Here is a 20,168-nt window from a genome sequence, read left to right on the forward strand (position 1 = left end):
ACATATGTGACAAGTGGAACCCCCGTTCCCGTGTGTGAGATGGCCGTTTGATTAGGCAATGAGGCATGAATTGGGCAGTAATCCTCGTTTTTCGCTGGCTGACATATCTTGTTACCCAGATCAACTAATCGAATCGTATTTATTAATACATTGCTTTAACGAATTTTTAACCATTCCAATACTTGAAATTATTGATGAGTTAAGTGTTCGTTAGTGTTCGCGACGTTACGGCAAGTAAACGGCGGGGAACTGGATTCGGGTTGTTCCGGAGATACATGGCGCCCATGCAAATACGGGCGGAACGATTGAGCTTGTCGCTGACGCGCCGTTCCGGCGCGGGCCTGCGCGGCAAAATCGTGACGGGCGTTTCGCTGCGAACTGGCGCTGGAAAACTGGCCGAAAAACTGGCCTTGGAAAATTGGATTAGAGGCCAACTAAAATAGTCGTGCGACAAGGCATCGCCCGCGCGCGCCGTCATGTTGCACCTGCGCGCTTGCTATGTTAGCAAAGCCGCGATTTTAACGATCCCGGCACCTCTCGTGCCGGTCGAAAATCGAAGTCCCGCTTGAATTCCAAGGGCTTGGATCGCTAGGCGCCGCTTCCGTGGCGACGGTTTTTCCCTTGCGAGTTTGACAGCAAAAAAGAGCGTCTCTGTGGCTGCTGAAGATCCGTCCGTTTCGGGAGTGTCAGGCCGTTATGCAACGGCCTTGTTCGAGTTGGCGCGCGACGAGAAATCGATCGACGCAGTAAAAGCCGATCTCGATAGATTCGAGGCCATGCTGGCCGACAGCGCTGATTTGAAGCGCCTGGTCCGCAGTCCGGTATTCTCGGCAGATGCGCAGTCGAAGGCGCTCACCGCGATTCTCGACAAGGCCGGAATTTCGGGCACTTCTGCCAAATTTCTCAAAGTCCTGACCGCCAATCGCCGGCTGTTCGCCGTCGGCGACGTGATCCGCGCCTTCCGCGCGCTGGTGGCGAAGTTCAAGGGCGAGGCTACGGCAGACGTCACCGTCGCCGAAGCGCTCAGCGACAAGAATCTCGACGCTCTCAAGACCGCACTGAAATCAGTGACGGGCAAGGACGTCGCGCTCAACGTGAAAGTCGATCCCTCTATTATCGGCGGCCTAGTGGTCAAGCTCGGCAGCCGCATGGTGGATAGTTCGCTTCGCACCAAACTCAATTCGATCAAGCACGCGATGAAAGAGGCAGGCTGATGGACATCCGCGCCGCGGAAATTTCCGCGATCCTCAAAGACCAGATCAAGAATTTCGGCCAGGAGGCTGAAGTTACCGAAGTCGGACAGGTGTTGTCCGTCGGCGACGGCATTGCCCGCGTCTACGGCCTCGACAACGTCCAGGCCGGTGAGATGGTCGAGTTCGAGAACGGCACCCGCGGCATGGCGCTCAACCTCGAAACCGACAACGTCGGTATCGTGATCTTCGGCGCCGACCGCGAGATCAAGGAAGGCCAGACCGTCAAGCGCACCCGCGCCATCGTCGATACGCCCGTCGGCAAGGGCCTGCTCGGACGCGTCGTCGACGCGCTCGGCAATCCGATCGACGGCAAGGGGCCGATCCAGGCCACCGAACGCAAGCGGGTCGACGTCAAGGCGCCCGGCATCATTCCGCGCAAATCGGTCAACGAGCCGATGGCAACCGGCCTCAAGGCGATCGACGCACTGATCCCGGTCGGCCGCGGCCAGCGCGAGCTGATCATCGGCGACCGCCAGACCGGCAAGACCGCGATCGCGCTCGACACCATTCTGAACCAGAAGCCGCTCAACGCGCAGCCGGACGAGAACCTAAAGCTGTATTGCGTCTATGTCGCGATCGGTCAGAAGCGTTCGACCGTTGCCCAGTTCGTGAAAGTGCTCGAAGAGCAGGGCGCACTGGAATACTCGATCATCGTTGCAGCCACCGCTTCCGATCCGGCGCCAATGCAGTACATCGCGCCGTTCACCGGCTGCACCATGGGTGAATATTTCCGCGACAACGGGATGCACGCCGTCATCATCTATGACGATTTGTCCAAGCAGGCCGTCGCCTATCGCCAGATGTCGCTGCTGCTGCGCCGTCCGCCGGGCCGCGAAGCCTATCCGGGCGACGTGTTCTATCTGCATTCCCGCCTGCTCGAGCGTGCGGCCAAGCTCAACAAGGATCAGGGCTCGGGTTCGCTGACCGCGCTGCCGGTCATTGAAACCCAGGCCAACGACGTGTCGGCCTACATTCCGACCAACGTGATTTCGATTACCGACGGCCAGATCTTCCTGGAAACCGACCTGTTCTTCCAGGGCATCCGCCCGGCGGTGAACGTCGGTCTGTCGGTGTCGCGCGTCGGATCGTCGGCGCAGACCAAGGCGATGAAAAAGGTCGCCGGCAAGATCAAGGGCGAACTGGCGCAGTACCGCGAAATGGCGGCGTTCGCGCAGTTCGGCTCCGACCTCGACGCCTCGACCCAGCGCCTGCTGAATCGCGGTTCGCGCCTGACCGAACTCCTGAAGCAGCCGCAGTTCTCGCCGCTGAAGATGGAAGAGCAGGTCTGCGTGATCTGGGCCGGCACCAACGGCTATCTTGATGCGCTTCCGCTCAACAAGGTGCGTCCTTTCGAAGACGGCCTGCTGTCGCTGCTGCGCGGCAAGAACGTCGAGATCCTCAACAGCATCCGCGAAACTCGCGATCTCAGCGACGACACCGCGGGCAAGCTGAAGGCGGTTGTCGAGAGTTTCTCCAAGACGCTTGCATAATCCGTCATGGCCGGGCTTGTCCCGGCCATCCACGTCTTTTGGCGTGGAGAAAAGACAAGACGTGGATGCCCGGCACGAGGCCGGGCATGACCAACGAGGGGTTCGCGGCCGGGCTGAAAAGCAGGTCGCAAGGGTGAACTAAGAATGGCTTCACTGAAAGACATGCGGGTCCGCATCGCCTCGACCAAGGCGACGCAGAAGATCACCAAGGCCATGCAGATGGTCGCAGCCTCCAAGCTGCGCCGCGCGCAGACCGCCGCCGAAGCGGCGCGGCCCTACGCGGAAAAAATGGACGCGGTGATCTCGAACATCGCAACCGCAGCCGCGGGTTCACCGGGCGCGCCGGCGCTGTTGGCCGGTACCGGTAACGATCAGGTTCACCTGCTGCTGGTTTGCACCGGCGAGCGTGGTCTGTCGGGCGCGTTCAATTCCTCGATCGTGCGTCTGGCGCGCGAACGCGCGCTGTCGCTGATCGCCCAAGGCAAAGAGGTCAAGTTCTTCTGCGTCGGCCGGAAGGGCTACGAGCAGCTCCGCCGCCAGTTCGACAAGCAGATCGTCGAACATCTTGACCTGAAATCGGTGCGTCAGCTCGGCTTCATCAATGCCGAGGATATCGCCAGGAAGGTCCTGGCGCGCTTCGACGCCGGCGAATTCGACGTCTGCACGCTGTTCTATTCGCGCTTCAAATCCGTGATCTCTCAGATCCCGACCGCGCAGCAGATCATCCCGCTGGTGGTTGAAGAGCCGGCCGCGAATGCCGGTCCGTCGACGTCCTACGAATATGAGCCGGAAGAAGACGAGATCCTGACGCGCCTGTTGCCGCGCAATCTCGCGGTGCAGATCTTCCGCGCGCTGCTGGAAAACAACGCTTCGTTCTACGGCGCGCAGATGAGCGCGATGGACAACGCCACCCGCAACGCCGGCGACATGATCCGCAAGCAGACCCTTATCTACAACCGCACCCGTCAGGCCCAGATCACCAAGGAGCTGATCGAAATCATCTCCGGCGCCGAGGCACTCTAGCCATTCGCGCGACACCCTGACGGACTTCCAGAGACAAGAATTCGAAGGAGAGAGTTTTATGGCCGCAGCAGCAAACCAGACCGGACACATCGTCCAGGTCATCGGCGCCGTCGTCGACGTGCAGTTCGAAGGGCATCTGCCCGCCATTCTGAACGCGATTGAGACCACCAACAATGGTAACCGTCTGGTGCTTGAAGTCGCCCAGCATCTCGGCGAATCCACGGTGCGCACCATCGCCATGGACACCACCGAGGGCCTGGTCCGCGGCGGTGAGGTTACCGATACTGGCGCGCCGATCATGGTGCCGGTCGGTGCCGGCACGCTCGGCCGCATCATCAACGTGATCGGCGAACCGATCGATGAAGCCGGTCCGGTGGTGTCGGAAGGCATGCGGCCGATCCATGCGGAAGCGCCGAGCTATACCGACCAGTCCACCGAAGCTGAAATTCTCGTCACCGGCATCAAGGTCGTCGACCTGCTGGCGCCCTACGCCAAGGGCGGCAAGATCGGCCTGTTCGGCGGCGCCGGCGTCGGCAAGACCGTGCTGATTCAGGAACTGATCAACAACGTCGCGAAGGCGCACGGCGGTTACTCGGTGTTCGCCGGCGTCGGCGAGCGTACCCGCGAAGGCAACGACCTCTATCACGAGTTCATCGAGTCGAAGGTCAACGCCGATCCGCACAATCCCGATCCGAACGTGAAGTCGAAATGCGCGCTGGTGTTCGGTCAGATGAACGAACCCCCGGGCGCCCGTGCCCGCGTCGGCCTTACCGGCCTGACCGTCGCCGAACACTTCCGCGATCAGGGGCAGGACGTGCTGTTCTTCGTCGACAACATCTTCCGCTTCACCCAGGCAGGCTCGGAAGTGTCGGCGCTCTTGGGTCGTATTCCTTCGGCGGTGGGTTACCAGCCGACGCTCGCCACCGACATGGGCGCGCTGCAGGAGCGCATCACCACCACGCACAAGGGCTCGATCACCTCGGTGCAGGCGATCTACGTGCCGGCCGACGACTTGACCGACCCGGCGCCCGCAACCTCGTTCGCCCATTTGGACGCGACCACGGTGTTGAACCGCGCGATTTCGGAAAAGGGCATCTACCCCGCGGTGGATCCGCTCGACTCGACCTCCCGCATGCTGTCCCCGCTGGTCGTCGGCCAGGAGCACTACGAGACCGCGCGTATGGTTCAGCAGGTGTTGCAGCGCTACAAGTCGCTGCAGGACATCATCGCCATTCTCGGCATGGACGAACTCTCCGAAGAGGACAAGATCGCGGTTGCCCGCGCCCGCAAGATCGAGCGCTTCCTGTCGCAGCCGTTCCATGTCGCCGAAGTGTTCACCGGCTCGCCCGGCAAGTTCGTCGACCTCGCCGACACCATCAAGGGCTTCCGCGGATTGTGCGAAGGCAAGTACGACCATCTGCCGGAAGCGGCCTTCTACATGGTCGGCAACATTGAAGAAGCCGTCGAGAAGGGCAAGAAGCTGGCTGCCGAGGCAGCCTAAGGCGAATGGCGAACAGGGAGTAGCGAATAGATATTCGCCTTTCCATTCGCCACTCACTATTCGCTACGCGCCACTTCCTATTCGCAGGACTACTCCATGGCCACCTTCCACTTCGATCTGGTCTCCCCCGAAAAACTCGCCTTCTCCGGCGAAGTCGATCAGGTTGACGTGCCCGGCGTCGAAGGCGATTTCGGCGTGCTGGCCGGCCATGCGCCGGTTGTGGCCGCAGTCCGTCCGGGCATCTTGACCATCACCTCCGGCGGCACGCATCAGAAGATCATCGTGCTCGGTGGCCTTGCCGAAGTGTCGGAGAAGGGCCTCACCGTGCTCGCCGACGTCGCCATCTCGACGCAGGAGCTCGACAGGACGCAGTTCGCCGAGACGATTGCCGAGATGGAAGCCAAGCTCGCCGAGAAGGAAGGCTCCGAACTCGACCACGCCATCGAGCGGCTCGATCACTTCAAGAGCATCGAGCACCAGATCAGCACGACGGCGATGCATTAAGCCCCGGGGTCCCGCTCCGGGGCGCAATGAAGGCCCCTGATAACACCAGCGCTCGTCACACCGTGACGGGCGCTGAACTTTTTGCGGCAGTATTTCTTTCGCGAGCCGCCCCGGTCAACGAAGCTCTCAGCGGGTGCGCCAAGCGCGACACTGATTGCCGCATCGCCGCGATCGGACCAGTCACGGTCGGACCGAACTAGCGGCTTATATCAGCTCTGCGCTTTCATCCCGCGCAGCAATGCCGGCAATCCGGCCAGATCTTTCAGTATGAAATCGGCGAGCGCGGCATCGGGCCAGCGAACATGGTTGCGACCCCAAGGGCCGCGTTCAAGTAAGGCGGTCTTCATGCCAAAATTCCGTGCCGGAATGACGTCGTTATCGAGACGGTCACCGACATAGAGCACTTCGGCTGGATCGAACTCGGACATTGTGGAGGTCTTCGCGAGGGTCTCGCGATAGAAATCGAGCGAAGGCTTGTCGACGCCGAGCTCCGCCGAGGTCGTGATCAATCTGGCCTCCAGGCCGAACGATTCGAGCGCCGCCTTGGCCGTGGGCGGCTGATTGCCGGCGATACCGACAAACCAGCCGTCTTGCGTCAGTTCGGACAGGCATGGCCTGGCGTCGGCATAGAGATCGCGCGCTTCAATCCTGAAATCAGTTCCGCTTCGCTTGCGCTCGGCGGCGGCGGCACGGACGTCAAAACCCGGCCGCAGCCGCTCGAAGATCAGGCGGTAATTTTCGCCTTTGGCAATGATATCGTCGAGCACGGCCAGAAACTCGGCCCTATCGACGCCCATGGTGTCGGCCCAGCCGTGCAGCAGGCGCGTTTCGTCGATCAGCGTCTCGCCAACGTCGAAAAATATCGCGCGGATCGGCATCGGCACTTTCTCAAGTCGGCGTGGTTGAAAATCGTGCGAACGCCGCGGCGACGGCCATGTACACCTCGCGCCGGAACGGCACCACGAGATCGGCGACGCGGTCGAGCCGTTCCCAGCGCCATTGGTCGAATTCGGCCGGCTGCCCGTTGCGCGGCGTCAGCGGGTCGATCTCGTCGTCGCGCCCGGTGTAGCGCAGGGCGAACCATTTCTGCCGCTGGCCGCGGAATTTTGCGAGGCGATGCGAGGGCGGACCGTCATAGGGCGGAAACTCGTAAGTCATCCAGTCGGTTTCACCGAGATGCTCGGCGCTGACTGCGCCGGTCTCCTCCCAGAGTTCGCGCATCACGGCATCACGCGGGTTCTCGTCGGCGTCGATGCCGCCCTGCGGCATCTGCCATTCGAGACCGGGCAGGATGATCTCGGGTCCATCGTCGCGAAAGCGCCGGCCGATCAGCACCTGACCGGCGGCATTGAACAGGGCGATCCCGACATTGGGGCGGTAGGGTTTTGTATCTGTCATCGAAGGTTGATGCGTTTGGCGTCATTCCGGGATGGTCCGAAGGACCAGATCACAGATGCGCAAACTGCGCATCGGGGAATCTCGAGATTCTCCGCTGTGCAATAGCACATCGTAGTTCGCTCGCTTCGCTCACGCCCCGGAATGACGGATACATTACTTGCCCGCGAGGCCGGAAAATTCCTTCACCACGCGTTCATAGACCGGCCGCTTGAACGGCACGATCAGATTCGGAAGATTCTTCATCGGCTCCCAGCGCCAACTGATGAATTCGGCCTTGTGGCCGCCGCCGGGGCTCGCGACATTGATCTCGCTATCCTTGCCGGTGAAGCGGACCGCAAACCATTTCTGGCGCTGCCCGCGGTAACGGCCCTTCCAGGTCCGGCCGGCCACGGTGCGCGGAATGTCGTAGATCAGCCAGTCGGAGACCTCGCCGAGCTTCTCCACCGATCGGACGCTGGTTTCCTCGTAGAGCTCGCGCTTCGCCGCCGCCCAAGTGTCCTCACCGGGGTCGACGCCGCCTTGCGGCATCTGCCAGACGTGCGTCTCGTCGACATGCTCGATGCCTCCGGCGCGGCGACCGATGAAGACCAGCCCCGCTGCGTTGATCAGCATCATGCCGACGCATGTCCGGTAAGGCAGGTCTTCGTAGCGCGCCATTCCGTCAGGTTTCCTACACACAGTTCGAGCGATCAGGCGGGCGAAGCCGGCAATGCCGGATCGGCGCCATCAGGTTGATCCCTAGCCTGATTTTGATTTCAGCATCGCCGTTGTCAATGGCACAAGCAGGATGCCACGGTTCTCGAGCGTCTTGATCCAGGCGGCGATCCGCTCGATCGAAATCGGCAGGGCAGAGGCGACGCCGACGGCCAAGCCGCGTTCCTTGGCCAAGGTTTCGAGCTTGAGCAGCGTCCGGTCGATCTCGGCCGAGGTCGGCACCGCGTCGATGGTGAAATCGGCCTTGGTGAAGGGCATCGCCTGACCCGCCGCCAATGCGGGGGCGGCGCTACGCGGGGTGGAGCCGTCATCGAGATAGCCGAGGCCGCGCTTGGCCGCCTCGCGGATGATCGGCTGCATCACGGCGTCCGTCGCCACGAAGCGCGCGCCCATGAAGTTGGCGATCCCCGCATAGCCCTGGATCCGGCTCATATGCCAATACAGACGGTCGATATTCTGCTCGGGCGCCAGCGTCGTCAGCAGGGTCTGCGGGCCGGGATCGTTGTCGGGATAATCGAACGGCTCCATCGGGACCTGCAGGAGGATCTCGTGGCGTTGCGCCCGCGCGCGCTCGGCGAGTTTCGTCGGGTCGGCCCCGTAGGGCGTGAACGCCAGCGTCACGGCGGGCGGCAACTTCATGATGGCATCAACCGTCTTGGCGGCGCCGACACCGAGGCCTCCAACGACGATGGCGACAACGGGCATTTTGGCGGCCTTGGCGCGGTCGGCGTCGGCGGCATAGACCGTAAACGGCTTCAGGCCGTCGGCAACCACCGGGATCATGCCGTAGCGCGACTTCTCCAGCAGGCGCGGATCGATGCCGGCCATCGCGGTTGCGGGCGCTGTCTCCGCATCGTTGTTGTTGCCGGCATCGCCGCCGATCACGACGTCCTGCCGCTTGCCGCTGGATCCGTCGATGATGGTGACAGTCTTGTTCTCGCCGGCCGCAGTCTGTTTGGGCGCGGATTTCGCAGCCTGCTCGACGGGACCGGACGCGGCCGCGGTGGCTTTCTCGTCAACCACGGGCGTCTTGCGCATGGCGACGTGCGCGACCGGCTCGCCGCCAAAGGGATTGTCCGTAAACAGGGCGATGGTGGCAAAGCCGACCAGGAACAGGCCAAGCAGCACGGCCAGTGCCTGCATCGCGGTGAACGGCAGCCGGAACCGGCGCTTTTTGCGCTTGGTTTCCTGTCCGAGCGGCGTGCTCAGCTCGTCGGCCGTTTCCGTCATGGACCTCCCCGAATCAACCGCGCCGACGATACCACGATGGACTGGATTCGAACGCTCGCGACCCGCTCAAAAGCCGTCCACCCCGGGATGCCGCGGGGGATAGTTGGAACTGGCAACAAAAAAGGCGGCCCGAAGGCCGCCTTTTTTCACGGGAATTGACTTAGGTTCGATCAGATTTGGGTTCGATCAGTTCGCCGCCTTGGTGGCGGGCTTGTCGATCGCCGCCTTGTCGCCGGTCGCGGGCGCCGCGGTGGCGGTCGACTTGATGCCGTGCAGCAGGTCGGCCGCGGTCTTCAGCGCCTTGTCGTCCTTGGCGTCCGGCGGCACGTAGGATTGCGAGCCGGTCTTCTCGTCGCCGTCGTTCTTCAGATGGCCGCGGAGCGAGGCTTCGCCCTTGGTGTCGGTACGCGACTTCAGCTCGTCGGGGACGTCCTGCAGCACCTCGATATCGGGAACGATGCCTTTGGCCTGGATAGATTTGCCCGACGGCGTGTAATAGCGCGCGGTGGTCAGACGCAGCGCGCCGTTGCCGCTGCCGAGCGGGATGATGGTCTGGACCGAGCCCTTGCCGAAAGAGCGGGTACCGATCAGCGTCGCGCGCTTGTGGTCCTGCAGCGCACCCGCCACGATTTCGGAAGCGGAGGCGGAGCCACCGTTGATCAGCACGATCACCGGCTTGCCCTTTGTCAGGTCGCCGACATGCGCAGCGCGGCGCTGGGTTTCCTCGGCATTGCGGCCGCGGGTCGAGACGATCTCGCCGCGCTCGAGGAAGGTGTCGGAAACCGTCACCGCTTCCTCCAGCAAGCCGCCGGGATTGTTGCGCATGTCGATGATGAAGCCCTTCAGCTTGTCGGCGCCGATCTGATTCGTCAGATTGCCGATCTCGCGCTTGAGGCCCTCGGTGGTCTGTTCGTTGAAGGTCGTGATGCGGATATAGGCGATATCTTCGCTTTCGACGCGGGCGCGCACCGAGCGGACGCGGATATTGTCGCGTACCAGCGTGACTTCGATCGGATTGTCCTGGCCCTTGCGGATGATCTTGAGCCGGATCTTGGTGTTGACCGGCCCGCGCATCTTCTCGACGGCCTGGTTGAGGGTGAGACCCTGCACGGCTTCGTCGTCGAGATTGGTGATGATGTCGTTGGCCATGATGCCGGCCTTCGACGCCGGCGTGTCGTCGATCGGGGACACGACCTTGATCAGGCCGTCTTCCATCGTGACTTCGATGCCGAGGCCGCCGAACTCACCGCGGGTCTGCACCTGCATGTCGCGGAAGCTCTTGGCGTCCATGTAGCTGGAATGCGGATCGAGACCGGCCAGCATGCCCGAGATGGCGGACTCGACCAGCTTGGAATCGTCCGGCTTCTCGACGTAGTCGCTGCGCACGCGCTCGAACACATCGCCGAACAGATTGAGCTGGCGATAGGTGTCCGAGGTCGCCGCACGCGCGACCGATCCCATCAGCACAGAACGAGGCTGCGTCACGAAGAGCGTCAATGCTGCGCCGGTGGCGGCGCTGAGGAGAATTACTGAAGTCTTGCGCATCATCCGCGAACCTTTTCGCCTTCATTTGCGGCCCACCATGGGCCTGGATCGATTGGAGTGCCGTCCTTACGGAACTCAACATAGAGCACGGGCTGACTCGCGGTGGTGGCGAGAATGGATGCAACCTGGGATGTCGACCCCATGGTCGCGACCGGCTCCCCCGTAAGTACAAACTGGCCGATGTTAACCGAAATGCGCTCCATCCCGGCGATCAGGACATGATACCCGCCACCGGCATTGAGGATCAAGAGTTGTCCGTAGCTGCGGAACGGCCCGGCGTAAACAACCCAGCCGTCACACGGGGTTGTGACCTGGGCACCGGCCCGGGCTGCCAAGGAAATGCCTTTTTCGACGCCACCTGCGCCGTCGGAACCGCCAAAATCGCGAATCTTGCGGCCATTGACCGGCAGGGCGAACAATCCCTTGGCGGAGGCAAAGGCGATCGCCGGGCTGAGCCGCGCAGGATCCTTCAGCGCCCCCAGATTGGGCTTGCCGCCGGGGGTCACCGGGGCCCCCTTCAGGCTGGCGGTGGCGGCCGCCTTGGCGGCGCTTTTCAGGTCCTGCTCCAGTTTGGCGATCAGGCCCTGCAAACTGTCGACCTGTTTGGACAGCGTGATGGCGCGGGCGGCTTCCGCTTCCATGTCCTTTTCGATCGCGCTCTGCTTGCGCTGCCGCTCCTCGACCAGCGCCGCCATCCGGATCTGATCGTCTTTCAACTTGTCACGGTCGAGCGCCAGCGCATCGCGCTCGGTGGCGATGGTCTTGCGGAGCGCGACGAGTTCGCCGAGATCGTTGGCCAATCTTTCCGCGCGACCGCGGAGCTCGGGCACAACAGATCCGAGCAGCATGGCGGTGCGGAGCGATTGCAGCGCGTCTTCCGGGCGGACCAGCAGCGCCGGCGGTGTGCGCCGTCCAGCACGCTGCAGCGCCGCCAGCACCTCGATGATCTCGGCGCGGCGCGAGTCGAGGGAGCCGCGAATCTGCTGCTCACGGCTGTCGAGCGGACGCAGCCGCGCTTCGGCGTCGCCGATGCGCGTTTCCACGCCGCGCACCTGGGCGGCGATGTCGATCAGCTGCGCGTTGAGCTTGCTGCGGTCCTGCCCGATCGCTGCGATATCAGCTTTAAGCTTCTGCTGCAGCTCGGCGGCCTTCTTCTGCTGCTCGCGCGCGGCTTCCAGTTCCTGCTCGCGTTCCTTGATAGCTTCGGGGGAAGGCGCGGCGGCTTGTTGGGCAGGCAACTGCTGGGCAGGCGCTTGCTGGGATGGTGCCGGCTGTGCGGGCGCCGTCACCTGCGCGGCCGCCGCCGAAATCGAAAGACCCATCAGGCTTGCGGACAACAGCACGACGCAAAGCGGAACACGCGACGCCAACGAACCATCATGGCCGATGGCGTCAGGGCGTACTTGAATGTCCCGTGTTGTGTGCATCCAGTTATTCAGCGCTCTCTATTCACGCTACCGTGCCTAAGCGCGGTGATAGGGGTGGCCCGACAGAATCGTCGCGGCCCGGTAAATCTGTTCCAGAAGCATGACGCGGACCATTTGATGCGGCCAGGTCGCCGAGCCGAACGCAATGCGCAGCTTGGCTCTGCGCTGCAAATCGGGCGAAAGTCCGTCCGCGCCGCCGATTGTGAAAATTGTGTTGGCGACAGCTTCGTCACGCCAGCGGCCGAGCTGCTGGGCGAAGCTTGCGCTGTCGATGCTCTTGCCGCGTTCGTCGAGCGCCACCAGCACGCATTTCTCCGGGATCAGCGCTGAAATCGCAGCCGCCTCGTCGGCGATCCGGGTCGCGGCGTCGCGCGCGCGGCTTTCCGGAATTTCATGAATCTCGAGGCCGCGAAAGCCGAGCTTGCGGCCGATGTCCTCGAAGCGCTCGCGATAGCGTTCGGCCAGTTCCCGCTCCGGGCCCTGTTTCAGCCGGCCGATGGAAACGACGACGATCTTCATTCAAAGCATGCCGCGCAAAAAATGCGTCAAATCGTTTACTCGCGCGCCAACGGCGCACGCACGCTACATGCGCTGCAGCCGATTCGCATCGGCTCAAAAACTCAGATCGCCTTCGCCGCCGCCGGGTTTTGCGTCCACAATCTTTCCAGATTGTAGAATTCGCGCACCTCGGGTCTGAATACGTGCACGACCACATCGCCGGAATCGATCAGCACCCAGTCGCAATTGGGCAAGCCCTCGACATGGATGCCTTTGATGCCGGTTTCCTTCAGGGCCTTGGTGACGTTTTCCGCGATCGCGCCGACGTGCCGGTTGGCCCGGCCCGTGGTGACGATCATGTAGTCGGAAAAAGCCGATTTGCCACGAAGGTCGATGGTGACCGTTTCTTCCGCCTTCATATCGTCGAGGCGGGAGAGGATCATATTCAGCGTCTTGTCGGCGTCGGGTTGCGCCTTCAAGGCCGCAGCTTTGGTCGATGTTTTGCGGGCGGTTTTTGCAGCAGGCTTTGCAGGAGTCGCCTTTGCAGGAGTCTTGGAAACCTTGGGCAAAACAGACTTGGACAATACAGATGTGGCCAGGGACCATTCCTTTCACTGTATCGCGAACGCCGAATCCTTGGCGCCCACGGGCTATATTAGGCATGTGGGGTTAACGGTTTCAATATTCCAGTGAGCCCCAAAGCTGACTTTCAAGGCTCACTTCGTCCTCCAGCTTCCGTCCGAGTTCCGAAGGCCGGTCGAAGACAGGTTCAGTTTCATGCCGGTGAGGAAAGCCCAGGCGGGGGTCTGCTGATCCGCCAGCCGGGCGGCCTGATTCTCGGGCAGGCGGTAGCGCGCCAGCGCCTGTGCGGCAGGGGCGGCAAGCGCCCGGAAACTCTGTGGGGGGCGGTCGATCACAGCGATCGGCACCTCGGACGCGATGCGCCGCCAATCCTTCCAGCGATGGAACTGCGCAAGATTATCAGCGCCCATGATCCAGACAAAATGCACACCGGAGACGCGGCGCCGCAAATGGATGATCGTATCGACAGTGTACCTGACGCCAATGACAGCTTCGAGACAGCTGATATCGATGCGCGGATCGTCGGCGACTTTCCGCGCGGCATCGGCGCGTTCGGACAGGTCGTGCAGCCCGCCATTATCCTTCAACGGATTGCCCGGTGTCAGCAGCCACCAGACGCGATCGAGCTTCAGACGCTTCAGCGCGAACTGGCTGATGGCGCGGTGCGCCGCGTGCGGCGGATTGAACGAGCCGCCGAGCAGGCCAACGCGCATGCCGTTGGTGTGGAACGGGATCGCTTGCGAAGCGGATTGCGGCGGCATCAATGCCGCCACTGCGCGCGCGGGGTTTTGCTCGAAAGCGTCGTTAGGGTCACGGCCGCGTCTGCCCGGTGCCGTGGACGCGATATTTGAAACTGGTCAGTTGCTCGGCGCCGACAGGGCCGCGGGCGTGGAATTTGCCGGTGGCAATGCCGATCTCGGCGCCGAAGCCGAATTCGCCGCCATCGGCGAATTGCGTCGAGGCGTTGTGGAGAACGATGGCCGAGTCGACCTCGCTGAGGAATTTCTCGGCGGCATCGGCGTCTTCCGTCACGATCGCATCGGTGTGGTGCGAGCCGTGATTCTGGATATGCGCGATCGCGTCATCGAGCCCATCGACCACTTTCGCCGCGATGATCGCGTCCTCATATTCGGTGTCCCAATCTTCGTCGGACGCGGGTTTCACCCTGCTGTCGACGCGCTGCACGGCGGCGTCGCCGCGCACTTCGCAGCCGGCATCGATCAGCATTTCGACCAGCGGCTTGAGGTTAACAGACGCGCCGGCGCGATCGACCAACAAGGTCTCGGCGGCCCCGCAAACGCCGGGTCGGCGCATCTTGGCGTTGAGCACGATCGACTTCGCCATTTCGAGCTTGGCGGTGTGATCGACATAGACGTGGTTGACGCCTTCGAGATGCGCGAACACCGGCACGCGCGCTTCGGCTTCGACGCGCGCGACCAGGCTCTTGCCGCCGCGCGGCACGATCACGTCGACGCCGCCGTTCAAGCCGGTCAGCAGCAGGCCCACCGCGGCACGATCGCGGGTCGGCACCAGCGTGATCGCGGCCTCGGGCAGGCCGGCTTCGCGAAGACCCTGCACCAGGCAATCATGGATCGCGCGGCAGGAACGGAAACTGTCGGAGCCGCCGCGCAGGATCACGGCGTTGCCGGATTTCAGGCACAGCACGCCGGCGTCGGCGGCGACATTGGGGCGGCTTTCGAAGATCACGGCGATGACGCCGAGAGGCACCCGCACGCGCTCGATGGTCATGCCGTTGGGGCGCTGCCAGCTTTCGGTGACGGCGCCGATCGGATCGGCAATCCCGCGCACGGTCGCGACACCCTCGGCCATCGCTTCGACCCGGGCCGGCGTCAGCGTCAGGCGATCGATGAAGGCCGAGGTCGCGCCGCCGGCGCGCACTTCGGCGACGTCCTCGGCATTGGCGGCGAGGATATCAGGTGCGTGGCTGCGGATCGCGGATGCGATGGCGTCGAGCGCCCGGTTCTTCTGGTCGGGCGAGGCGAGCGCCAGCACCCGCGCAGCAGCGCGCGCGCGGGAAGCGAGTTCGGTCATCAAAGCGGGCAAATCGGCGTTGCCGTCGATGGCTTTCAGCGGCGCAGTCATGGTGGTCCCAAGTAGACGTCAGGTATCAGGTTAAGGCCATGTCCTAGCACGGAAATCCCGCATTTGCGAGGTGCGGACCCGGCATGGCTGGTGGGCTGGGCAGGGCGGAGAGGTCGGCCACTGGCCTAGAGCCCGTTGGAGGCTCTAGTTCTTTGTTGGTCGCGTTTTCCTGGCGCGAACCGGTGCCCACTTCGCTCGAAAACGCTTATTTCGCCGGAATGGCCCCGGCAGGCCCCACCACCAAATCGTCGCGGTGGATCATCTCGGCCCGGCCGCTGATGCCCAGAATGGCCATGACGTCAGGGGAGGAGCGGCCTTTGATCTTGTCGGCGTCCTCGGCGTCATAGGCGACGAGGCCGCGGCCGATCTCATGGGTGTCGGGGCCGCGCACCACCACGGCGTCGCCGCGGGCGAACTGGCCGTCGATCCGGATCACGCCGGCCGGCAGCAGGCTCTTTCCGGCGCGCAGCGCCGTGACCGCACCGGCGTCGATGGTCAGTGTGCCCTTCGGCTCCAGCGAACCCGCGATCCAGCGTTTTCGCGCCGTGACGGGGTTGGCCGGCGTCAGGAACCAGGTGCAGCGGCCGCCGTCGGCGATGGCCTGCAGCGGATGCTCGATCTTGCCCGACGCGATCAGCATGTGCGTCCCGGCGGTGGTCGCGATCTTCGCCGCCTCGATCTTGGTGTACATGCCGCCGCGCGACAGCTCGGATTCGGCAGCCCCCGCCATCGCCTCGATTTCCGAGGTGACGGATTCCACGATCGGAATCAGTTTGGCGTTGGGATTGGCGCCGGGCGGCGCATCGTAGAGGCCGTCGATGTCGGACAGCAGGATTAGCAAATCGGCGCTCGTCATGGTGGCGACGCGCGCGGCGAGGCGGTCATTGTCGCCGTAGCGGATTTCGTTGGTGGCAACCGTGTCGTTCTCGTTGATCACGGGCACCGCGCGCCATTCCAGCAGTTTGGCGATGGTCGAGCGGGCATTGAGGTAGCGCCGGCGCTCCTCGGTGTCCTGCAGCGTCACCAGAATTTGCCCGGCCCCGATGCCGTGATCGCCGAGCACTTCCGACCAGATCCGCGCCAGCGCGATCTGTCCGACCGCCGCCGCGCCCTGGCTTTCCTCCAGTTTTAACGGCCCGCGCGGCAGCTTGAGGCGGCTGCGTCCGAGCGCAATTGAGCCCGACGAAACCACCAGCACATCGCGGCCCTCGCCGTGGAGTTTGGCGATATCGGCGGCAAGGGCAGCCAGCCACGACGCCCGCACCTCGCCCGCATCGGAATCGATCAGCAGCGACGAGCCGACCTTGACGACGATACGGCGAAAACTCTTGAGCGCGGGGCGTTTCATGGATTGAGGTCTTCGAATGCTCTGGAAGGGGGCTGTTTTGCAGCAGGACGCGGGCCGGTGCAAGCGACCCAGCACCGTATGAGCTATGTTTCAATGGTGGCCCCAGTCTGGTGTAATGGGGCAAATCTTGCAGGGGGAAGGTAATGGATCGTCGGTCGTTTTTGGCGGGATGTGCGGGACTGTCATTGGTCGGTCGCACGGGCGAGGCGCTTGGCCAGTCCGGCCCGCTGACGAAGATCATTTTCCCGTTTGCGGCGGGCGGCAGCGGCGATGCGCTGTGCCGCCTGATCGCGCAGTATCTCGGGCCTGCGCTCGATCGCAACGTGATTGTCGAGAGCCGTACCGGGGGCGACGGCTTGATCGGTATCCGGGCAGTGAAGGGCGCGAGCCCCGACGGCGCCACCGTTCTCGTGACCACCGGTCCCACCATGTATCTGCTGCCGATGGTCGAGACCGCGCCAAGCTTCGATGCGGCGAAAGATTTCGTGCCCGTATCGCAACTTGTTCGCTTCGAGTTTGCCATCGCGGCGAGCTCCGCGATTGGCGTCAAGGATTTTAGGGAATTGGTGGCTTGGCTGAAGGCAAACCCTGCAAAGGCGACCTACGGCGTGCCGGGCAGCGGCAACATCCCGCATTTCACCGGTTGGCAGCTCGAGCAGGTGCTCGGCCTTTCGATGACCAAGGTGCCGTACCGCGGCTCCGCGTTAATCGTGAACGACCTGATCGGCGGCCATTTACCGTTCGGTATCACGACAGTGTCAGACGCGATCGCGCAGCATCGCGCCGGGGGATTAAAGATCGTTGCGATTGCCAGTGCCACGCGCTCGTCGTTCTTGCCGGACATTCCGACACTGAAGGAAAGCGGCGTCGATCTGGTGGCCGATGCCTGGTACGGCATGTGGCTACCGGCGGGCAGCCCGCCGGACTTCGCGAAAAAGGTCAGCGCCGCGGTTGCGGAGGTGCTGACAAAGCCGGATGTGAAGGAGAAGCTGCTCGCGATAATGCTGATCCCGGTCGGCTCGACACCGGAGGAATTGACGCAAAGGCTCGCCGCCGACACGGCATTCTGGCAGCCGATCGTGAAGGCAACGGGTTACAAGATCACGAATTGAGGCTGGCGCGCACTGATATCGGTTCGAGGACTACCCTCATTTCGCTCCGGCCTTTTCCAGGATGGCCACCATCTCGCGATAGCCGTGACCTTTCGCGAGTTTGAGTGGTGTCGCGCCACTGCCGTCCGGAATGTTCACGTCGGCGCCGGCCTCGACCAGGGCGCGCAGCGTCTCGGTGTGGTTCCTGCCGCCGTCGCCAAGCACGATGGATTCGATCAGCGCGGTCCATTTCAGATTGTTGACGTGATCCAGCGGTGCCTTCGCGGCGATCAGCATTCGCACCACTTCAGCATGGCCAAGATGAGCTGCCGCGATCAGGGCCGTGCCGTCGTAGCGGCTGGTGACGGCCTTTGGGTTGCCCCCGCCCTCGATCGCGATTCGGAGCATCGGCACATCGTTGGCGACCGCCGCAATCGTGATGATGTCGTAACGGTCGACTTCAAGCTTGTTCGGATCGGCGCCGAGCCGGATCAGGGCGCGGGCGGCATCGTGCTTTTTCAGGTAGACGGCGACATGCAGCGGCGTTCGTTGCCGGCTGTCGACCGCTTCCTTGGCTTCACCTGAGGCGATGCGCTGTTCGATCCCGGCGACGTCGCCGCGGGCGGCGGCGGCATGCAGGCCGCTATAGGCGCGCACTTCAGCCTCGGTCGGGGCGATCTGGGCGGAGGCGGGCAGGGTGGTCACGAGCGCGAGAAGCAGGGCAGCGAGGACATGCATGGGAGAGCCTCCCGGCGCTATTGCGTGGCAATCCGCTTGCGGATCGCGGCGAGCTCCGCCTCGTCCCAGATACCGATCAGGACGCCGTTCTTGACCTGAAGCTGGTTGTCCGCATAGGCGGCGATCTTCGCGTTCGGCGTGGTGATGTGCATCTTGGGATGCAGCGCCCAGTCGAACAGCGCCGCTTGCAGCCGCGCGATCACGTCAGCGCATGCGGGATCCTCGCCGCGATCGGCGAATTCCTGTGGGTCGCTTTCGAGGTCGTACAGCATCGGGCGGAAGCCTGAGGCCTGAACATATTTCCAGCGGCCGTCGAACACCATGAACAGGCGGCATTGCTCGATCGGCTGGTTCAGCTTCAAGCGAACGTCCTGCATGCAATAGTCGTATTCTGAAAATACCACCTTGCGCCAATCGGCGGGAGTAGCGCCGTGCAGCAGCGGCATCAGGGAGCGGCCTTCGAGAATATGATCCGGCGCCTTGCCGCCGAAATACTCGATGAAGGTCGGCGCCAGATCGATCGCCTCGACCAGCGCGTCGCTGACAGTGCCGCGCGTCGCGTCGGCCTCGCGTGACGGATCGATCACGATCAGCGGAATTTTGGCGGATTGATCGTGGAACAGATCCTTCTCGCCCATCCAGTGGTCGCCGAGATAGTCGCCATGGTCAGAGGTGAACACGATCATCGTGGTGTCGAGCAGGCCGCGGCTCTCCAGGAACTGCATCAGCACGCCCATCTGGTCGTCGATCTGCTTGATCAGGCCCATATAGGTCGGGATGACTTTTTCCCGCGCCTCGTCGCGCGCCATGTTGCGCGAGTAGCGCATGTCCATATAGGCGGCGAACACCGGATGGGCTTCCAGACGCTCCTTCTCCGAGCGTACCGCCGGCAAGATGTCGGCGGCGCTGTACATGCTGGCGTAGGGCTCGGGGGCGATATAGGGCCAATGCGGCTTGATATAGGACAGATGCAGGCACCAGGGACGTCCGTCCGCTTCGGCCTCTGTGATAAAATCCATCGCGCGGCGGGTCATGTAGGGCGTTTCGGAATGCTCTTCGGAAACGCGCGCGGCCTTGTCGGCGTGCACCAATAGCCAGCCATTCTGCAGCGCGCCGTCGTCATCCGCGCCTGAATTGGCCCAGTGCTCCCAGGGATTGGTGGCCTCATAGCCCTGCTCACGAAGATAATTGTCGTAACGCGGGCGGGGCCGGTTATCGGGATGCAGGCCGTCGTCGCGTTCATAGGGCTCAAAACCGCATTCCGACACATGCACGCCGATGATGGAATCCGGCGCGATCCCGAGCGCCTTCAGGCCTTCGATGTCAGGGGCCATGTGGGTCTTGCCGACCAGCACGTTGCGGACGCCGATCTTGTTCAGGTGATCGCCGAGCGTGGGCTCGCCCACCCGCAGCGGCCAGCCGTTCCAGTGCGAGCCGTGCGAGCGCATGTAGCGGCCGGTGTAGAACGACATCCGCGAGGGGCCACAGATCGGTGACTGCACATAGGCTTTTGAAAAGCGCACGCCGCGTTTCGCCATCGCATCGATGTTCGGCGTGGTCAGCGTCGGGTGGCCGGTACAGCCCAAATAATCATAGCGAAGCTGATCGCACATGATCCAGAGGACGTTCTTGGGCTGCGGCATGCTTCACACAGGGTACGATTTCAATCGTCCGATGCTGCAATATCGAACGGCTGATTGCAAACCGCCTTGCGCCGCAAGCT

Annotated in this window: 19 protein-coding genes; 6 read left to right on the forward strand and 13 right to left on the reverse strand. The window is 63.0% G+C overall.

Annotation, left to right across the window (positions count from 1 at the left end):
* The first annotated feature begins 653 nt into the window (after positions 1-653).
* From JQ597_RS25115 to JQ597_RS25135, 5 genes are all read left to right on the forward strand, one after another.
* Positions 654-1,214 (forward strand): F0F1 ATP synthase subunit delta, encoded by a 561-nt coding sequence (locus JQ597_RS25115; protein WP_192739033.1) that lies wholly within the window; start codon positions 654-656, stop codon positions 1,212-1,214.
* A complete protein-coding gene (atpA, locus tag JQ597_RS25120) occupies positions 1,214-2,743 on the forward strand; it encodes a F0F1 ATP synthase subunit alpha (protein ID WP_212267703.1) in 1,530 nt (509 codons plus the stop codon). The genes JQ597_RS25115 and atpA overlap by 1 nt, the downstream gene beginning before the upstream one ends.
* 144 nt (positions 2,744-2,887) lie before the next feature.
* Positions 2,888-3,766, forward strand: a complete 879-nt coding sequence (locus JQ597_RS25125) for a F0F1 ATP synthase subunit gamma (protein WP_212267706.1) — start codon at positions 2,888-2,890, stop codon at positions 3,764-3,766.
* A 58-nt stretch (positions 3,767-3,824) separates the two neighbouring features.
* A complete protein-coding gene (gene atpD, locus JQ597_RS25130) occupies positions 3,825-5,267 on the forward strand; it encodes a F0F1 ATP synthase subunit beta (RefSeq protein ID WP_212267709.1) in 1,443 nt (480 codons plus the stop codon).
* A gap of 96 nt (positions 5,268-5,363) precedes the next feature.
* The gene (locus JQ597_RS25135) at positions 5,364-5,771 is read left to right on the forward strand and encodes a F0F1 ATP synthase subunit epsilon (protein WP_212267712.1); all 408 of its coding nucleotides are present in this window, start codon (positions 5,364-5,366) and stop codon (positions 5,769-5,771) included.
* Positions 5,772-5,980: 209 nt separating this feature from the next.
* On the opposite strand, the gene JQ597_RS25140 is transcribed toward JQ597_RS25135, so the two are convergent.
* From JQ597_RS25140 to proB, 11 genes are all read right to left on the reverse strand, one after another.
* Positions 5,981-6,649, reverse strand: coding sequence for an HAD family hydrolase (locus tag JQ597_RS25140; RefSeq protein WP_212267715.1), 669 nt, complete (start codon positions 6,647-6,649; stop codon positions 5,981-5,983).
* 10 nt (positions 6,650-6,659) lie between these two features.
* Positions 6,660-7,169, reverse strand: coding sequence for an RNA pyrophosphohydrolase (locus JQ597_RS25145; protein ID WP_212267718.1), 510 nt, complete (start codon positions 7,167-7,169; stop codon positions 6,660-6,662).
* Positions 7,170-7,322: 153 nt separating this feature from the next.
* Complete coding sequence (locus tag JQ597_RS25150; RefSeq protein ID WP_212267721.1) at positions 7,323-7,826, reverse strand: RNA pyrophosphohydrolase; 504 nt, start codon at positions 7,824-7,826, stop codon at positions 7,323-7,325.
* Between the two features lie 81 nt (positions 7,827-7,907).
* Complete coding sequence (locus JQ597_RS25155; RefSeq protein ID WP_212267724.1) at positions 7,908-9,113, reverse strand: divergent polysaccharide deacetylase family protein; 1,206 nt, start codon at positions 9,111-9,113, stop codon at positions 7,908-7,910.
* Between the two features lie 186 nt (positions 9,114-9,299).
* Positions 9,300-10,661, reverse strand: coding sequence for a S41 family peptidase (locus JQ597_RS25160; RefSeq protein WP_212267728.1), 1,362 nt, complete (start codon positions 10,659-10,661; stop codon positions 9,300-9,302).
* Entirely contained in the window at positions 10,658-11,980 is a 1,323-nt protein-coding gene (locus tag JQ597_RS25165) for a peptidoglycan DD-metalloendopeptidase family protein (protein WP_212267841.1), read from the reverse strand. Before JQ597_RS25165 ends, JQ597_RS25160 begins: the two co-directional genes overlap by 4 nt.
* 141 nt (positions 11,981-12,121) lie before the next feature.
* Positions 12,122-12,604, reverse strand: coding sequence for a 23S rRNA (pseudouridine(1915)-N(3))-methyltransferase RlmH (rlmH, locus tag JQ597_RS25170; protein ID WP_212267731.1), 483 nt, complete (start codon positions 12,602-12,604; stop codon positions 12,122-12,124).
* 101 nt (positions 12,605-12,705) lie between these two features.
* Entirely contained in the window at positions 12,706-13,062 is a 357-nt protein-coding gene (gene rsfS / locus JQ597_RS25175; RefSeq protein WP_212267734.1) for a ribosome silencing factor, read from the reverse strand.
* A 237-nt stretch (positions 13,063-13,299) separates the two neighbouring features.
* Positions 13,300-13,926: a nicotinate-nucleotide adenylyltransferase gene (locus JQ597_RS25180; protein ID WP_212267737.1), complete on the reverse strand. Its 627-nt coding sequence runs from the start codon at positions 13,924-13,926 to the stop codon at positions 13,300-13,302.
* A gap of 49 nt (positions 13,927-13,975) precedes the next feature.
* A complete protein-coding gene (locus JQ597_RS25185; RefSeq protein ID WP_212267740.1) occupies positions 13,976-15,268 on the reverse strand; it encodes a glutamate-5-semialdehyde dehydrogenase in 1,293 nt (430 codons plus the stop codon).
* Between the two features lie 205 nt (positions 15,269-15,473).
* Positions 15,474-16,616: a glutamate 5-kinase gene (gene proB, locus JQ597_RS25190; RefSeq protein WP_212267743.1), complete on the reverse strand. Its 1,143-nt coding sequence runs from the start codon at positions 16,614-16,616 to the stop codon at positions 15,474-15,476.
* A 143-nt stretch (positions 16,617-16,759) separates the two neighbouring features.
* Between proB and JQ597_RS25195 the strand changes: the two genes are divergently transcribed.
* Positions 16,760-17,728 (forward strand): Bug family tripartite tricarboxylate transporter substrate binding protein, encoded by a 969-nt coding sequence (locus tag JQ597_RS25195; protein WP_212267746.1) that lies wholly within the window; start codon positions 16,760-16,762, stop codon positions 17,726-17,728.
* A 36-nt stretch (positions 17,729-17,764) separates the two neighbouring features.
* Here the strand turns inward: JQ597_RS25195 and JQ597_RS25200 are convergent, their stop codons facing one another.
* Positions 17,765-18,445 (reverse strand): ankyrin repeat domain-containing protein, encoded by a 681-nt coding sequence (locus JQ597_RS25200; protein ID WP_212267749.1) that lies wholly within the window; start codon positions 18,443-18,445, stop codon positions 17,765-17,767.
* A gap of 17 nt (positions 18,446-18,462) precedes the next feature.
* Complete coding sequence (locus tag JQ597_RS25205) at positions 18,463-20,088, reverse strand: alkaline phosphatase family protein (protein WP_212267751.1); 1,626 nt, start codon at positions 20,086-20,088, stop codon at positions 18,463-18,465.
* Between the last annotated feature and the right edge of the window lie 80 nt (positions 20,089-20,168).

It is taken from the genome of Bradyrhizobium sp. AUGA SZCCT0177 (genome assembly GCF_018130125.1).
In the GTDB taxonomy this organism is placed as follows: domain Bacteria; phylum Pseudomonadota; class Alphaproteobacteria; order Rhizobiales; family Xanthobacteraceae; genus Bradyrhizobium.

Excerpts from the sequence above, each read along its gene's own strand:
- atpA (WP_212267703.1), top strand. The coding sequence starts at position 1,214 with ATGGACATCCGCGCCGCGGAAATTTCCGCGATCCTCAAAGACCAGATC.
- JQ597_RS25125 (WP_212267706.1), top strand. The coding sequence starts at position 2,888 with ATGGCTTCACTGAAAGACATGCGGGTCCGCATCGCCTCGACCAAGGCG.
- atpD (WP_212267709.1), top strand. The coding sequence starts at position 3,825 with ATGGCCGCAGCAGCAAACCAGACCGGACACATCGTCCAGGTCATCGGC.
- JQ597_RS25135 (WP_212267712.1), top strand. The coding sequence starts at position 5,364 with ATGGCCACCTTCCACTTCGATCTGGTCTCCCCCGAAAAACTCGCCTTC.
- JQ597_RS25140 (WP_212267715.1), bottom strand. The coding sequence starts at position 6,649 with ATGCCGATCCGCGCGATATTTTTCGACGTTGGCGAGACGCTGATCGAC.
- JQ597_RS25145 (WP_212267718.1), bottom strand. The coding sequence starts at position 7,169 with ATGACAGATACAAAACCCTACCGCCCCAATGTCGGGATCGCCCTGTTC.
- JQ597_RS25150 (WP_212267721.1), bottom strand. The coding sequence starts at position 7,826 with ATGGCGCGCTACGAAGACCTGCCTTACCGGACATGCGTCGGCATGATG.
- JQ597_RS25155 (WP_212267724.1), bottom strand. The coding sequence starts at position 9,113 with ATGACGGAAACGGCCGACGAGCTGAGCACGCCGCTCGGACAGGAAACC.
- JQ597_RS25160 (WP_212267728.1), bottom strand. The coding sequence starts at position 10,661 with ATGATGCGCAAGACTTCAGTAATTCTCCTCAGCGCCGCCACCGGCGCA.
- JQ597_RS25165 (WP_212267841.1), bottom strand. The coding sequence starts at position 11,980 with ATGGGTCTTTCGATTTCGGCGGCGGCCGCGCAGGTGACGGCGCCCGCA.
- rlmH (WP_212267731.1), bottom strand. The coding sequence starts at position 12,604 with ATGAAGATCGTCGTCGTTTCCATCGGCCGGCTGAAACAGGGCCCGGAG.
- JQ597_RS25180 (WP_212267737.1), bottom strand. The coding sequence starts at position 13,926 with ATGCCGCCGCAATCCGCTTCGCAAGCGATCCCGTTCCACACCAACGGC.
- JQ597_RS25185 (WP_212267740.1), bottom strand. The coding sequence starts at position 15,268 with ATGACTGCGCCGCTGAAAGCCATCGACGGCAACGCCGATTTGCCCGCT.
- proB (WP_212267743.1), bottom strand. The coding sequence starts at position 16,616 with ATGAAACGCCCCGCGCTCAAGAGTTTTCGCCGTATCGTCGTCAAGGTC.
- JQ597_RS25195 (WP_212267746.1), top strand. The coding sequence starts at position 16,760 with ATGGATCGTCGGTCGTTTTTGGCGGGATGTGCGGGACTGTCATTGGTC.
- JQ597_RS25200 (WP_212267749.1), bottom strand. The coding sequence starts at position 18,445 with ATGCATGTCCTCGCTGCCCTGCTTCTCGCGCTCGTGACCACCCTGCCC.
- JQ597_RS25205 (WP_212267751.1), bottom strand. The coding sequence starts at position 20,088 with ATGCCGCAGCCCAAGAACGTCCTCTGGATCATGTGCGATCAGCTTCGC.